The organism is Pantoea sp. EA-12, from assembly GCF_030053355.1.
Taxonomy (GTDB): domain Bacteria; phylum Pseudomonadota; class Gammaproteobacteria; order Enterobacterales; family Enterobacteriaceae; genus Pantoea; species Pantoea vagans_C.
Genome location: NZ_JASGBY010000006.1, coordinates 192,659 through 206,791, shown reverse-complemented (window position 1 = coordinate 206,791; position 14,133 = coordinate 192,659). Strand labels below are relative to the sequence as shown.

Here is a 14,133-nt window from a genome sequence, read left to right as displayed (position 1 = left end):
AGACCTAACAATTGTCAGGAAGTTAACCCTATAAAAACGGGGGACAGAAATTTCTCGTTATCGCTGGTTGAAAGTAGGATGAATGGGAATACAGGAATCGCGAGGATATGTTAATCAAATCAGACCAGAGAAGAAGTGGCATTGCCCTATGGGGGATGTTATTTCTATCTTTGGTTTAGGGCCACCTATACTCTTCATATGCTTACCAAAAACAGATGCTTTTTTAATCGATAACATGATCTGGTTTTCCATCTGTGCGGCGATAAATATTTAATACAGATAGTTCAATGCATTAAATATTTTTTCGGAAAACATCCATAATCTTAAACCAGCACTGCTTTTATGAGTCACATAGCACTCCTGCGGAGAGTACAGTATGTTGAAAGATTTCATCCAGAAGTTAAAAATAAAAATCTGGTCAAAGCATCTCCCGACATTGACAAACAGAACTGAGAAACCTGATGACCCTTATAACTACTACACGGTATATTTCCGAGATATCGATGATGTCCAGTTTTTCCTGAATGGGGTAAATGACAACCCTGCTGACGGAAAACGATATGGCGTGTTGCTGGAAACACAAAGTAATAAAGATTTAAACGTCGATCTTCCTACGCTCGCCGAGATGAAAAGTGAGATAATTCACTACCGAAAGGAGAGTTCATCAACTTATAATAATATTTTGCTCTTTGCATTCGATTATTATACGAAGATTTTATTCATCAAAAAACTCGTTTCCAGGGGGAAGGGGGCTCTGGTTTCGAAGTTTGTTTCTGAAACCAGAAGCCTCAGTCACGATCGATATGCTATATTAAAATTACTTTTAAGTGAATATATAAAACTCAGGCCTGGTCGTGAAAATAATGGATTTAATGAGTCAGAAATATTAGGCTTAATTCATGGCCGTTTATGGTATAAACACATCCGTAAGGAAGAGTATAAGGTGAAGTTGAGATTACTTCTGGATTCTCTTGTGATTACGGGAGATTTGAATGAGTCCGATAGGGTGTATTTCATCCAGAGTAAGTCAGTCAATACTGTTGTGGAGTATGAAAAAGAGTTGTCATTTAGAGATCACCAAATAAAAATACAGAAGAATATATTCAGATTCATTGTCGTCCTGACCGCTTTGCTGGCCATTATCATTCTCGTGCTGCTTGCCCTTGCTGGAATAGTCAATCTCCCAAGCATCTGGCAGAAAATACTTGAAATAAAACCGGTCCGATTTTTACTCAAGTTCATCTGAGTCAGCTCTCTGATATGTGCGCCATGCTTTCAAGTATTGAATAGAAGGGCACAGATTATAGTGTCTGGGCAAGCGAACTTGCCCGTACTTCACAGGATGATATGATGGTTGTCAGCAGCAGTACACCCTAAATTTATTCATAAAACAGTGTAGCAAATAATGTATATCTTGGGCATAATCGCTGTTGTAAAGCGTAGTATGAGCAGAATCCATATGAATTCTGCTCACGCTTAACAGAGTGGGGTATTGCAAAAAGACAAACTAGGCGTCAGGAAGATGTTTAATCGGAATGGGCCCTCGTTTAGTGGCGGCAAGATTATACAATCGTCTTTTTAATATGCATTTAGGGCAGGGTGATACTTTCTGAAAGTTATTCCTTGCCAGATTTAATGCAACAATAAACTGTTCGTGGCGTCCCAGCGCGATCATATCTTCTTTATTGCTGAGGTAAATCTGGCAAGTACCGTTATGCAGTACATGATGAGTGTTACCGACTTTAGATATGCTGATGTAGTAAGTATATTTCATTATAATTATTCTCGGCATTAAAGGGGACTGGTAGGATGACTCACAAATGAATCTTTGTTAAGTGAAATTTATTGGTATTTATTGCCTTATAAGTACCCTTAAGATACATGCTTGTAACACATTGATTATAATCATAATTTTTAATTATGACAAAAGCATACGAATGTCAGCAACAGTAACCAATCAAAATAATTCATCATTTTAACATGCCATCGTCATTTTTTTTGAATGACGATGGCCAATGTAATACTTTGCAGGATAACTCTATTTTATGGACTAAACAGTCATCAGAGCTCCAGATGAGTTTTTTAGATGATCCTACGATGAAGGAAGTCATCCTGCGCGAAACGTTTATCGCTGAATCCGGGCCGGTCTAAGATATTTGGTAACGCTAAAAACTCATTGCTAATCCGATTCCATAGCCACTGGTGTCATTGCCAAACATATAGCGCGCCACAAGTCGCGTTCGTGAAATAAAGACAGGGTAATGACTGCTGTCCAGTTCGATGCCAACACCGATTGAACTTAAGCTGTCAAATCCGAGTTTTCCCCTTTGATCTCCGAGATATTCTGTATGTGCTCCTTCAAGAACGTATCGTACCGGGCTTTTTAAAAGCGTCCAGTCTGAAATAGGTGCTCTACGGCGTACATAAATCCCAAGGTTTTGGGCATTCGCCTGTCCTTCCACGGCTTTTGAGGTATTACTGAATGTCTGCAATTGCATACCCGAATAACGCAATTCAATGTCAATATCCTGAGCGGCCGAGAGTAATTCATAATCCAGCATCAGCGATCCACCGAGACCATAGGCGTTCAATCTTCCCCCGTCCAGAAAATCAAAATCTGCGTTGGTACGCCGATCAATTACCCAAGCACCTATACGAGCGTCGCTGGCCATAGTGCCCAGCATGACATTTGCGATAGGGCGAATCACCCAGTTTCCACCCAGATGGTCTTTAAAGAGATGGAAATCCCACCCAATACCTCCTGTTGCCGTCAGGCTGTTCCATTTCGTCGGTATTCGACGTGTCTCAGTGCCGTTACTCACGACAAACTGGGGATCGTAGCGGCTGTAACCCATTGCTCCCTCGAGATATATAGGAAAGTTTTCACTTAATGTTGCGCCACCACCAAACTGGGTAATGTTGAGCTCATTGCTTTCATTGGTTCCCGTTCCGATGTTCAGATCACTTGCCGTTATGTCCGGAACAACCATATAGCTCATCAATGTAAGAACTGAATCCGCACGTTGTTTAATGCGTTGGCCATCTGCTGCGTAACTTGACTGGCTAAACGTAATGGATAGCAGTGGAATAATCAGCAGGTTTCGAATTGCTGCACTCATAGCAGTTTGCAGCCTGAGTAAGATGAAGGGTTAATAAACTATAGGCAGGTAGATAGGAAAGGTCAGGTGGATAGCAGTTTGAGGAGGCTCAGTGCACGATGTTCTTAACTGTGGTTGAGTTTTTCACTGAGTATTTGATTACGGCCTGATAAACATACACTAAAGACATTAATGATCAGCTAACGGCATCATCCTATAGCTAGCGGGTGCGTATAGAGATATGAAATTTAACATAATTATGATGTCCGGTACTGCTTATAAGAGTCCATTTTATTTCATAACGTTGATGATGAACAAGTAAGGAAAGGGCGGATGTTCTCGTAGCCCTTTAGGTGACCAATTAGGCATTTGTATGTAGAGTGAATACGATAAGCCGAACTTTACTTTAGGCATGGCTTAAGCCTAGATGTCGTTATTAAAGAATTAGGTTATTCCTTCTTAATTAGCCACTTGCTTGGTGCGTGCTAAAGGATTCAACTTAAAATTAATTTATACAAGGATTTCCCACTGTTGTGCATTACCTTAAGCACGGTGGGTGAAATAACCTTCACTTGCGGTGCCACAGCCTTCCGAGGTCAGCATAATCAGCGTGGAAAACCCATCTTTTATTTCATAAGAGAGGAGTAACCTCAAAGCTATAACTAAATTTCAGTGTACTTATCTTCAGCTAACATCCCAATCCCCCCTGTTAAGCCTTCCCGCCGCGCTCCGCGCAGTTTCCGATCGGCTCGGGCCCGTAAAGTTTTCTTTTTATTTTCTTTTTTTTCTCTCCATTTTCTGAGAGGGGAGGGCACATACGCCGTTGAAGTACATCTGGGCTCATGGGATGTTAGCACACGATTTGGCTTTCCTTCTTCGAGCAGGATTTATCGGACAATTTCCTTAATATTCTCTCTCCTCTTTTGGTACTGTTCAGTTACTGACCTCAGGCAATGGAGCGCATGATGAGTAACGAGTCCGGTATCGTACTGGCGATGTCACCCGTGCAGATGGCCGCAGTGATGTCTGATAAAACCGTGAGCGAGGGAGAGACTCTCAGCAACCGGTTGTACGGTGGTCTTGGATTACTGGGTGGCGTGGCCGAAATGTTTGGTGCCGGTGCGATGTGCGTGGTACCCGAACCCACCATGCTCACGAAAGCCGGTTGCGTCATGGTGGGTACCCACAGCCTCGATACCATCCAGGCCTCGCTCAGACAGGTCTGGACAGGGAAGTCGGTCGCAACCGACACCTACAACTCAGCGGTCGCGCTGGCGGAAAAACTGGGGGCTGACCGGAACACGGCCATGTACGTGGGCACGACCGTCGATCTGGCCGTGCCGATGTCGTTTGCTCTGGCGATCGGCGGTGTGAGAATTGCAGCCATCCGTGCTGGCCGCATTCGGTTAGCCGATCACGAAGCGGTCGTGGTGAAAGGCGCTGGCGGCCACACGCTCGAAAGACATGTTGGGAAAACACCAGAGGAGCTGATTGCCAGGCTCGGACGCCGTGCCAACCTGGATGAAGCAAGTAGCTTCAGAACCACAGATGAGGCTGAGAAGCTTATCTCCGCCGTCGTGCGGGATAACCGCCGACAGATTGAGATGTGGGTGAAGCACGTTCCGCCGAACCTACGCGCAAGAATGGTGATGTCCCGAGCATTCTCGCAGCCAACAGGCATCGTCGTGAAGCGGGGTGCCACCTCGGCGACCACCGTCTATCGCGTCAGGGTCTCTCTTGAGTTCCGGCCTTACCACGGTAAGCCTTATTTCGTACTCACCGCCTTTCCGGAGCTGTAACGTGGACAGAATCAATATCAGCGCACTCGACGACCTTATCTTCATTTACTTCGGCCAGGACTACGACCTGTTTGACGACAGTGACGATATCGATCCCAAAATAGATGCCTACCTAGCCGCATCGCATAAGGGGATGCAACATGCTGTCATCGATGATATCGACTTGTTCCTGAAGGAGTGTGATGACCTGGAGGCTGATTTCAGGGCGCATTACCGGGGTTCTTTCGTCCCTGAAAACTGGGGAACAACGCCGGCAAAATTTCTGGATCTGATAAAAGCCAGGATTCGGCAGCACCTGCAGGATTCCGGACATTTAGGCTGACTTAGCTGATGTAACTGTGACCTCTAAGCAGCGATTGAATAAATAAAACAGAGAGAGCATTCGTTTGAAGGGGTAGTTATGGCAGTAACGCCCTTAATTCCCACCTAAGTTGAAGATGAAAAAGGTTTTTCTGGTTGTGCAAAGTATCACTGAATACCCATTTTATGTTTCTAGCCTTTGCGATAGCAGCTTTTCGGCTTCTTAAGTCTTCGGATTTAACCCAACTGTATTTAAAAATGAAAGCCCAGTGTGTTTGTAGTACAACAGTTGACTTCTCAAGATTGATTGCTGCTATTGATGAACGCCAGGCTTGCTTAAATATTCAACTGAATCAATGGGATGTGTTACTTTCGCATATTGGTAATAAGCTGCAGGACGTGCTGGCAAAAAAGAGCTGACGCTGGCACGCCTGCGCGAGTGGGTCAGGGACTTGCAGACCCGCTACGGTGCCAGTGAAAGACAGGTTTGCTTCGCGCTTAAGATCAGCCGCAGTTCGTACCGTTACCGCTCCGTTGCGGCAGACGACAGCGCGCGGCTACTGCGCATCAGGGAGATAACCGAAACCCGCGTCCACTATGGCTACCGCAGGGTTCACGTCATGCTGAAACGGGAAGGCTGGCGCGATAATCACAAGCGTATTTACCGGCTTTATCGCGAGCAGGGATTATCGCTGCGGCTAAAACGCCCCCGCCGCAATCAATCTGCGCTGAAACGTCAACCCCAGCCGCAGGGGCTGTATCCCAATCACGTATGGGGGATGGACTTTGTCTCCGATGCGCTGTTTGACGGTCGCCGGCTTCGCCTGCTGACGGTACTCGATCTCTACACGCGTGAATGTCTGGGGATCTGCGTAGGCCAGAACCTGCGATCTTCAGAAGTGGCTGAGATGCTGAATATCATCGCGTTGAGACGTCCGTTACCGCAGCTCCTGAAAACGAATAATTGCTCTGAATTTGCGGGAAAAATGCTGGATAAATGGGTGTACGAACGTGATATCCAGATTGACTTCTCACGGCCGGGTACGCCCACGGATAATGCCACAGTGGAATCATTCAACGGCAGGCTGCGCCAGGAGTGCCTGAACGAGAACTGGTTTATGTCCATGGAGGATGCCCGGTGCAAAATCGAGGCCAGGCGCATACACTATAACCAGAGTCGACCCCATTCTGCGCTGGGGTGGAGATCGTGCTGCGAATAGTGCTCTCCATATCATCGCCATTGGTCGATTACGAACTGACGCAAAACGAAGGAATATTTTGCCCGACGCGTAGCCGAAGGGTATACAAAAATGGATGCAATACGGTGCCTGAAGCGATATATCTCACGGGAAGTTTATACATTACTGCGAAATCAAAACAGGCAGATCGAGAGCATCCCGATAACGGCTTGACTCTAAGAAGGGCGTCCAGGGCAGCCAGTAAGGCAGCGATGACTGGCGACGGTTCTGTCAGGTTAATAACCTGTCACCAAGCATAAGCCGGCGCGGCAACTGCTGGGATAATGCAGTGGCAGAATCCTTCTTCAGTTCGCTAAAAAAAGAGCGCATCAGAAAGCGGATTTATAAAACCCGGGACATGGCCCGGGCTGTTATCTTTGATTATATCGAAGTGTTCTACAACCGGACCCGACGCCACAGCCACCTGGGAGGCGTCAGTCCATAGGCCTTCGAAAAGGCCTCGTCGTGAGGACAGTGAATGTTTACGGGAACGGGGTCGCTCCAACCAGCGTTTCGTCACTTTTCAAAGGAACGACACTTGCGGTGAAGCAGATTTAATTATCAGGTGCACATCAGTGTGCACCTGTTATGCTCTTAGGTTTCCCGAGCCGAAAAAATGAGTTTCACGCTTAACGTGGTCACGGAACCATATCGAATGGGCCGGTGTAGTCGAAATAACCGTTGTAACAATCCAATATAACATTCGCTGAATAGTGGCCCTTTTCCCCAACCACCTTCAACTCACCAGACCAGCTATTGTCAGCAAACACTGGGTTTGTTTCAAACCTGATGTTCGACAAACCAATCGCTTCCATACTTTCACTTTTACCGGCCATTCTGAACCAGGAATTGATAAAGCTGGATTTGATTTGTGACTCAGACAGTTTAGGGCATGCCTGCTGATACTCTTGACTTGCTGGAATGACTCTGTCAAATGCCATCAGCACAAAGAGGGCCGCCAATGTAAAAATAACGCCCATTAAAAACATGGATAATGGATAAAGCCACTTTTTCAATTACACGGAATCCTTGTGAGGTAAACAGACATAACATAATAAATTAATTTTAGGCAAATATCCTAGATTAGGCTACCTATTATAATAAAACTGAGATGAAATAACGTCTCTAAAAATTTGTGCCAAACAGGGCAATTACCTTAGCCTTGTAAAGTCCACCCGTGACCTTTAATCCAGCATATAGGAACAACATATGCCATTAAGCTTCGACCAGATTGATGAAGATTGCTGGAAAACTCTGGAAACCGGCGCAGACGATCATAACAGCGGTTTTCACTTCTTAACTATGGCGCCCGTTGCTCAACAAGGCAAACCGCAGGCGCGGACGCTGGTGCTGCGCCGCTTTGACCACGTCACACGAACGCTGGAATTCCATACCGATATGCGGGGTCCGAAATGGCGGGCGCTGAAGACCAATCCAGACGTGCCCGTATTGGGTTACAGTAATAAAACCCAGTTGCTACTACAGTTTAATGTGAACGTTATTGCATCATAAGCAACCACTAGCTTAGGTAGTAGCTTTATGGAAGGAAAAGGTGGGACGTTGAGAACTGGACAACCACATTATTTAACATAATAAGTATTACATGAACTAGGACAAGTCATTGATTAATATGATATTTATTCCGTCATCTAAGTTTGCCTGACCGTGTCGGGCTACCTGCTGAGGATCCTGATATGACGGATTCTGGTGCGGAGTTTTTTACAATGAACGAAGTTAATCGGCTTAAAATTATTCAGGACGTCGTCGACCGGCAGCTGACAACCCATCCCGCTGCTGAGCGTCTCGGTATTTCCGACAGGCATTGTCGTCGCCTGCTTCAGCGCTATCTTACAGACGGTCCGCTGGGCATGGCTGATCGGCGGCGCGGCAAGCCCAGCAACTATCAGCTGCCAGCAGGCCTTGCTGAACGTGCGGTTCAGATCATCCGCGAGCGCTACTCAGACTTTGGTCCGACACTTGCATGCGAGAAGCTGACCGAACTGCACGGCGTTGTATTGTCTAAAGAGAGCGTGCACAAGCTGATGATACAGTCAGGTCTCTGGGTCCCGCGCAGGCATCGTGCCCCTAAAATTCAGCAACCCCGCTACCGGCGCGCCTGTGTCGGCGAGCTGATACAGAACGACGGCTGTGATCACCACTGGTTCGAGGAACGCGGCCCGGCCTGCACGCTGCTGGTTTATGTGGATAACGCGACCAGTCGCCAGATGCAGCTTCATTTCGTCCGTTCCGAGTCCACTATCACCTACTTTGAAGCCACGCGCGGTTACCTTGAGTAGCACGGCAAGCCGCTGGCGTTTTACAGCGACAAGGCCAGCGTGTTCCGCATCAACAATAAATAAAGCCGGCGGAGAAACTGGCTTCGTAAGACTCAGTTTCTGCTGCTTATCCAGTGGGCGAGCCGGCCACCTATCCCGTTCCAGTACTGACGGACCGACGCCGAACTCAATGTCTTTTGCGCAATACAGCTTCTTAAAAGCCTCTCTGCCAGCTGGTTTTGACTGATCACCCGGTAATCCGCTACGCCTTCCGGCGAGACAAACAGTGCTTCCGGCGCGATAAAACGACTCAGATGCCTGAAAGTGGCCCTGTCGTATTGGTGTACCGTTCCTTCAATCTCCACATAAGGATTTTCGGTATCCGCGGGGTCTAGGAAGAGACCGTTCCATTGAACCGCTTCATCCGTTAAATGAGGAAGATGAGGCCTGCATTTCTTAACCGTTAAATCACTGCAGTCTGTATATTCAAAAGGGGGCAGGCTTCCGGTAAGGATCACAAAGAAGTTTCTGTAAGGCCTGCCGGAGTCATAATGAACCAGGATTTTAAAAATATTAGCCTGATGCGCAAAGCCGCCGAAGTTAATTTCATATTCATGCCCGCGGATGTGCTCAGCGCCATAATAATTCTGATCCCCGCCGTTAGATTTAACCATCCAGAGCATCTCTTTACCGGAATCAATGGCAAGCGTCGCGTCGACATACTCAAGGAATTGACGGATTTTACCAGGGTCGGTGATTTCACCAACCTGCCTGACGGCCGGGCAACCTTTTGCAATGGCGTTACTGAATGCAAAGAGAAAAGCCCATTTTTCCGAGATCTCCTTTTCCTGCGCCCTGTACAGAATATCGGCTTTAAAGGCCTCGCTTTCCGTGTGCATGAACGTTCTGACTTCCGGTACGCTCTGCAGCCTTTCTGCCGGGTTATGCATAAGACACTTTGCAATCACCCTGTCAATAATCCGCAGAGTCTCTGAGTTCTGGAACCTCACGGGGGTTCTTCCTCCACCTTGGTTGATGTCGCCCGTCGCATATTCCTGCATCACCTGAGCGAGTGAATAGAGGTCGCTGGAAAAAGATGCCGGAATGCTATGCCCCCGCTGCTCCGGAGCACAGTAACGGTAATTGGCCAGCCGCTCGCCCTCTTCTGTTTCAGCTTCTCTCGCCACGTATTCCGGATCAAATTTTGAAATGCCGAAGTCGGACAGAACGAAGCGATTATTCAGGCGGTCGATGAGTATATTCTGAGGCTTGATATCACGGTGGATGATGCCATGCGCGTGCAGGTGCCCGATAGCGTCAAGCAGGTGCTCAAACAGCGCCGTCATTTTTTCCACATACAGGGTTTCATCGGCTTCTCCACTCAGCGTTCCCCTGAGGGCTGATGCGTAGCGCCGCATGATTATGATCAGAAATTTTTCATCTGAGATGGTCACCGTGTCCAGATGAAAATATTCGGCGATACACGGATGTGACGGTATCTGTGCCATGCCGAAAAATTCGTCAATGAACCGATCCGTTTTAGACCGGTTTTCCGTGCCCTTTGAAAAGAATTTTACCGCAAACTCTTTCCCCTCTTTTACGTACAGGCAGACGTTGCTGTTTCCGCCTTCTCCAATCTGCTGCCTGAAAGTAAACTCCCCTACCAGCGTGGTGATCACTTTAGCTGCTTTCAGTTGTTTGATTAAGTCGGGTATGTCCATATATCGCTCATAACAGATGAGTTAAAGGGAGCCTGACGTTTTATCAAAACGTTCGGCATAATAGTGAATCACCACCAGTACTAGGTGCAGACGGAAGGTCGAATCCGCCTCTTCAGAGAGACCGGGATGCGATCCTTCAGGATGTAGGCGCTTCCAGAACCCCTCAACAAAGCCGGTTCCGTTGTGGCAGAACTCATTATATTCAGACCTGAAGAAGCCCGCGCTGGCTAACTCCTGCCGGCGTTGCTGGGACGATTTACCGCTTCCTGCCTGAGTGACGTCATGAATTCTGTCAAAAAACTCTTCCACAAAAGTACGGAGCTGACTGTTCGCGGCAGCCCATTCCCCCCGGCCATGAGACGCAATGGCCTGATCGTAGTGCCCTGCTGCGGTGGTAAAGCCATGCTTTTTCAATATTTCTGCTAAACGGTCTTCTGACCTGGCAACCGGCACGTTACCCGGAAGAGTTTTTCTGACGGACGTGTCGGTGAGCTCATAGCCGTCCCGCTTAAGGGCGTTATTCAGGTTTTCCAGATTATTGTATAAGGAATAAGACCGTGCGTCCTTTTTAAGGATGTATTCAATTATCTCGACAACCAAGTCAGAATTATCCGGCCCTTTGACCCCCGGGTTATCTTTAAGGTATTTCACAAGCGACGTTTCTTTTTTTGCAATAGAGCCGCCACCTATATCCTCGCTCAGTTCAAAATGAATAATAAAGTCATCAAACTCATTGTTTGTCCGGAACTGAATGCTCTTTACGACTTCCTGTATTGTTCTGTTTGAAAACATATTCCCCCCATCTACACTGCATGTTCTGATAAAAATTTAGCAATAACATTCCATCCGGAACATATCATATGAAACATAGGCTTATCCCTGCTTATAGTGACGGGGAAGCGCCTGCCCCGTAAAACAACACTTTCCGGGCCAGCGTTAAGTCGACGCTGCCGGTCAATATATCACCCGGCGGGGGGAAAAAACGATCCTTGAGGCGGATAAACCGGACGCCTGCCAGCTGGCGAGCCCATCATCTTCCCTGTGGAAAGGTATTCACGACAGACCTATTTTCCGCCGCTATTTATGCCCGTTCTCTGTGCTTTCTCCAACAACTCGTATCCGTGACTCTGTCACCCTGAATGTCAGCGAAGGGGGTACAGACCTTATGATTCAGCTCATTCAATGTCTGCCAGCCGATTTATGCCGCCCGCCGTAAAAGGTTGGCACGCTACCGAGGCCTTTTCGAGTTCTTTAGCAATGTCGCTGTCATAATGGCTGCTCCAGGGAACAAAGTGTATGCGGTCTCTGTAAACCGGCTTAATCATTTCCGGGCAGAGCAGCCTGGTGTTGTTCAGCGAGTACACCATAACTCCCTTCACGATAAATTTATCTTTTATTCCGGACTGCTCAGTATACCAGACGTTCTCACTAAATCTTTTTTCAGGAAATGAGGATCCGTCGATAACATAGCGTCTGACTTTCCAGTCAGCAATACCGGTAAAGGTCATGGTCCTGTTAATGATCAGTGGAACAACGGAGGTCACGACTGAAGCCAGTAAACTCAGGGCAATGACTGCTGATACCATCGCAGTACATGCGGCCTTCACAAACGTGGTCCGATTGTGAAGGAGTGAAAAAACGATGCCTGGGACGATATTAATTACGCAGAGAAATATCATGACAGATGCCATCCTGACAAAATCGCTAAAGCTGTCTGTGACTTTTTCATGATTCACTGAGTTAATCAGTAATACCAGCCCATAGCAGTTGAGCAGGATCATGAACACCCCGCCGGCCGGGTAGGCTAAAAAACAGAGGCTTTTGATTTTAATTCTGGTTTTTTTATCTTTATAATATACAACCTGATTAACAGGATCGCGCAAAAAAAGATAATTAATCAGCGTCACGCCGGAAATTAACCCCATCAGGGCAACCCAAGCCGTCAGCCGCCCATAAGCTTTATATTCCGATGACAAATAGGCCATATAAAAAAACAGCAGCGATGAGTAAACAGCATTAAACACCATGCTTATTCCGGCCCTGGATTTAATGGTTTCATAGTTCCACATATGGCGGTTTTCTTTAGGAACCATCACCCCATAAGCAACGGATGGTAAAAATATAACAACAGAAAAGGCCGTAACGCTCAATGAGATAAAAATAAATACCCCATTAAGTATGCCGGCGTTCGCTATATCTGCTGTCAGCAGGCCCGCATTATCGAAGTATCCCAGATAAGCTCTCAGCATAAAAACCGGCGCAATGAAGGATAATATACTGACCATGACGGATAATCGTTTTAAATTCATTACAGTCTCATTTCTTTATGTTAACGCTGTGCGTAATATTTCATGCAGATGAAACAGGGGCAATGATACAGATAATATGGGGCCGGGCGTTTATGACTATTCCCCGGCCTTCACTGAGGTACCCGGCTTTCATACCTGTTCTGGCTCCCTCCTCATCAGGCAGGCCCCTGTTAACATCTGGTCCGAAACGCCGTGGTGCGGATTCGTTTATATCTGTATCTAACTCACGGTTACGTGAGCACTTTTTTCCCTGCCGTCCTGTTCCCGAACGATCAGGCGGTATTTCTGCAGGATACCAGCGTCTACAACAGAGTGCCTGGTAACCTCCGCCCCCGATTTTTTCACATTTTATCATTAATATCATCACCTTACGACAAGATCATCATCAAAACCACTGCTGGTAGCCGCCCATTTTATTCCGTTCTTCCAGATTAATCTTCGTATGCGGGAAAATAGCCGAAACCGTTTCGCTGAGGATCATGAAAAAAGTGATTTACTTTTCTTGACTTGTTTCCGCCAATCTTAATGGGGCAGCAATTCTACAGTTTTAAACATAACATCCGTTGTGTACATTTATTATAGTACTTTTATTAAAGTGCTGATTTAGTGAAAAACTACTTGGCGCATAATATTCAAATAGTACAGAGTGTTATCCTTCCTTTTACGGCGAAACTGCCAATTAATAATACAGTTAAATTCTGGCAATGATTTTTGATGGCTAAATTTCCAGTAGCATGCCCCTGTCGAGCCATCGATATTTGAGTTTAGAACCGACAAATTAGTATCACCATCAATCATTAATGCTCATAAAAACCTGCCAGGATAATCCCCTTCTATCTCATGAACATCATCGTAATGACCGAATAACCGATAGCGGTTGAGTGCAATACGATTATAAATGAAATCAGATATAAAACTGGGTAAAAATCGAATAGCAGACAGCGCCTTCCAGGGCCACGGCATAAATGCCATTGCCCTGCAAATGGCCTGAGACCTGAGCCAATGTTGGTTCTTGTTAATCAGAACAATTGTTCGAATATTTTCATCAGGCAAACCTGCGTATCTAAGTAACATTTTCCCCTTCTCACTTTGGATGGCGACAAAGCGAATTTTCGGATCGATCCGATGAGTGATCAAAAAAATAACTCAGGCGTTACACAGCTTACAAATACCATCGTATATGATGACTTGTTCCTCTGCTCTGAGAAAGGGTGGCAACGACATAACGATTTCCCCATTCATCAAATCATCATTACGGCACATTCAAGTGCTACGTCAAGCAATGCGGGGAAATCAAATTTATAAGCGATACGGTATATTTCTAAAATCGGTCATATAAAAAGTTGTTTTATTTCTCGCTCCGCTTACTTTCTGCGAAGAAATAGCCCGCCA

10 protein-coding genes and 4 pseudogenes are annotated in these 14,133 nt (G+C 46.4%); 8 read left to right on the top strand and 6 right to left on the bottom strand.

Annotation, left to right across the window (positions count from 1 at the left end; genetic code table 11):
• Positions 1-376: 376 nt before the first annotated feature.
• Positions 377-1,246, top strand: coding sequence for a hypothetical protein (locus QMZ30_RS11535; RefSeq protein WP_283227477.1), 870 nt, complete (start codon positions 377-379; stop codon positions 1,244-1,246).
• Positions 1,247-2,165: 919 nt separating this feature from the next.
• Here QMZ30_RS11535 and QMZ30_RS11530 read toward each other — a convergent pair.
• The gene (locus QMZ30_RS11530) at positions 2,166-3,119 is read right to left on the bottom strand and encodes an autotransporter domain-containing protein (protein WP_283227476.1); all 954 of its coding nucleotides are present in this window, start codon (positions 3,117-3,119) and stop codon (positions 2,166-2,168) included.
• Between the two features lie 944 nt (positions 3,120-4,063).
• Here QMZ30_RS11530 and QMZ30_RS11525 point away from each other — a divergent pair.
• The 5 genes and pseudogenes from QMZ30_RS11525 to QMZ30_RS11505 form a co-directional block, all read left to right on the top strand.
• Positions 4,064-4,897 (top strand): RNase A-like domain-containing protein, encoded by an 834-nt coding sequence (locus tag QMZ30_RS11525; protein ID WP_283227574.1) that lies wholly within the window; start codon positions 4,064-4,066, stop codon positions 4,895-4,897.
• Position 4,898: 1 nt separating this feature from the next.
• Positions 4,899-5,219, top strand: coding sequence for a contact-dependent growth inhibition system immunity protein (locus tag QMZ30_RS11520; RefSeq protein ID WP_283227475.1), 321 nt, complete (start codon positions 4,899-4,901; stop codon positions 5,217-5,219).
• A 368-nt stretch (positions 5,220-5,587) separates the two neighbouring features.
• Positions 5,588-6,414: pseudogene (locus QMZ30_RS11515) on the top strand (IS3 family transposase); the annotation flags it as partial.
• Positions 6,386-6,609: pseudogene (locus QMZ30_RS11510) on the top strand (IS110 family transposase); the annotation flags it as partial. The pseudogenes QMZ30_RS11515 and QMZ30_RS11510, both read left to right, overlap by 29 nt.
• A gap of 31 nt (positions 6,610-6,640) precedes the next feature.
• Positions 6,641-6,880: pseudogene (locus QMZ30_RS11505) on the top strand (IS3 family transposase); the annotation flags it as partial.
• Between the two features lie 193 nt (positions 6,881-7,073).
• On the opposite strand, the gene QMZ30_RS11500 reads toward QMZ30_RS11505, so the two are convergent.
• Positions 7,074-7,451, bottom strand: coding sequence for a hypothetical protein (locus QMZ30_RS11500; protein ID WP_283227474.1), 378 nt, complete (start codon positions 7,449-7,451; stop codon positions 7,074-7,076).
• Positions 7,452-7,644: 193 nt separating this feature from the next.
• On the opposite strand from QMZ30_RS11500, the gene QMZ30_RS11495 reads away from it, so the two are divergent.
• On the top strand, positions 7,645-7,947 hold the full coding sequence (locus tag QMZ30_RS11495; RefSeq protein ID WP_283227473.1) for a PNPOx family protein: 303 nt from the start codon (positions 7,645-7,647) through the stop codon (positions 7,945-7,947).
• A 182-nt stretch (positions 7,948-8,129) separates the two neighbouring features.
• Positions 8,130-8,792 (top strand): annotated as a pseudogene (locus QMZ30_RS11490) (ISNCY family transposase); the annotation flags it as partial.
• A 32-nt stretch (positions 8,793-8,824) separates the two neighbouring features.
• On the opposite strand, the gene QMZ30_RS11485 reads toward QMZ30_RS11490, so the two are convergent.
• The 4 genes from QMZ30_RS11485 to QMZ30_RS11470 all read right to left on the bottom strand — a co-directional run bounded on the left by QMZ30_RS11485 (position 8,825) and on the right by QMZ30_RS11470 (position 13,878).
• Positions 8,825-10,432, bottom strand: coding sequence for a serine/threonine protein kinase (locus QMZ30_RS11485; protein WP_283227472.1), 1,608 nt, complete (start codon positions 10,430-10,432; stop codon positions 8,825-8,827).
• A gap of 21 nt (positions 10,433-10,453) precedes the next feature.
• Positions 10,454-11,224 (bottom strand): hypothetical protein, encoded by a 771-nt coding sequence (locus tag QMZ30_RS11480; protein WP_283227471.1) that lies wholly within the window; start codon positions 11,222-11,224, stop codon positions 10,454-10,456.
• Between the two features lie 383 nt (positions 11,225-11,607).
• Entirely contained in the window at positions 11,608-12,741 is a 1,134-nt protein-coding gene (locus tag QMZ30_RS11475) for a hypothetical protein (protein WP_283227470.1), read from the bottom strand.
• 804 nt (positions 12,742-13,545) lie between these two features.
• Complete coding sequence (locus tag QMZ30_RS11470; RefSeq protein WP_349306828.1) at positions 13,546-13,878, bottom strand: thiol-disulfide oxidoreductase DCC family protein; 333 nt, start codon at positions 13,876-13,878, stop codon at positions 13,546-13,548.
• Positions 13,879-14,133: the final 255 nt, after the last annotated feature.

What these genes read in the sequence shown, in the direction of transcription:
- QMZ30_RS11535 (WP_283227477.1), top strand. Translation starts at nt 377, where the DNA reads ATGTTGAAAGATTTCATCCAGAAGTTAAAAATAAAAATCTGGTCAAAG.
- QMZ30_RS11530 (WP_283227476.1), bottom strand. Translation starts at nt 3,119, where the DNA reads ATGAGTGCAGCAATTCGAAACCTGCTGATTATTCCACTGCTATCCATT.
- QMZ30_RS11525 (WP_283227574.1), top strand. Translation starts at nt 4,064, where the DNA reads ATGAGTAACGAGTCCGGTATCGTACTGGCGATGTCACCCGTGCAGATG.
- QMZ30_RS11495 (WP_283227473.1), top strand. Translation starts at nt 7,645, where the DNA reads ATGCCATTAAGCTTCGACCAGATTGATGAAGATTGCTGGAAAACTCTG.
- QMZ30_RS11485 (WP_283227472.1), bottom strand. Translation starts at nt 10,432, where the DNA reads ATGGACATACCCGACTTAATCAAACAACTGAAAGCAGCTAAAGTGATC.
- QMZ30_RS11480 (WP_283227471.1), bottom strand. Translation starts at nt 11,224, where the DNA reads ATGTTTTCAAACAGAACAATACAGGAAGTCGTAAAGAGCATTCAGTTC.
- QMZ30_RS11475 (WP_283227470.1), bottom strand. Translation starts at nt 12,741, where the DNA reads ATGAATTTAAAACGATTATCCGTCATGGTCAGTATATTATCCTTCATT.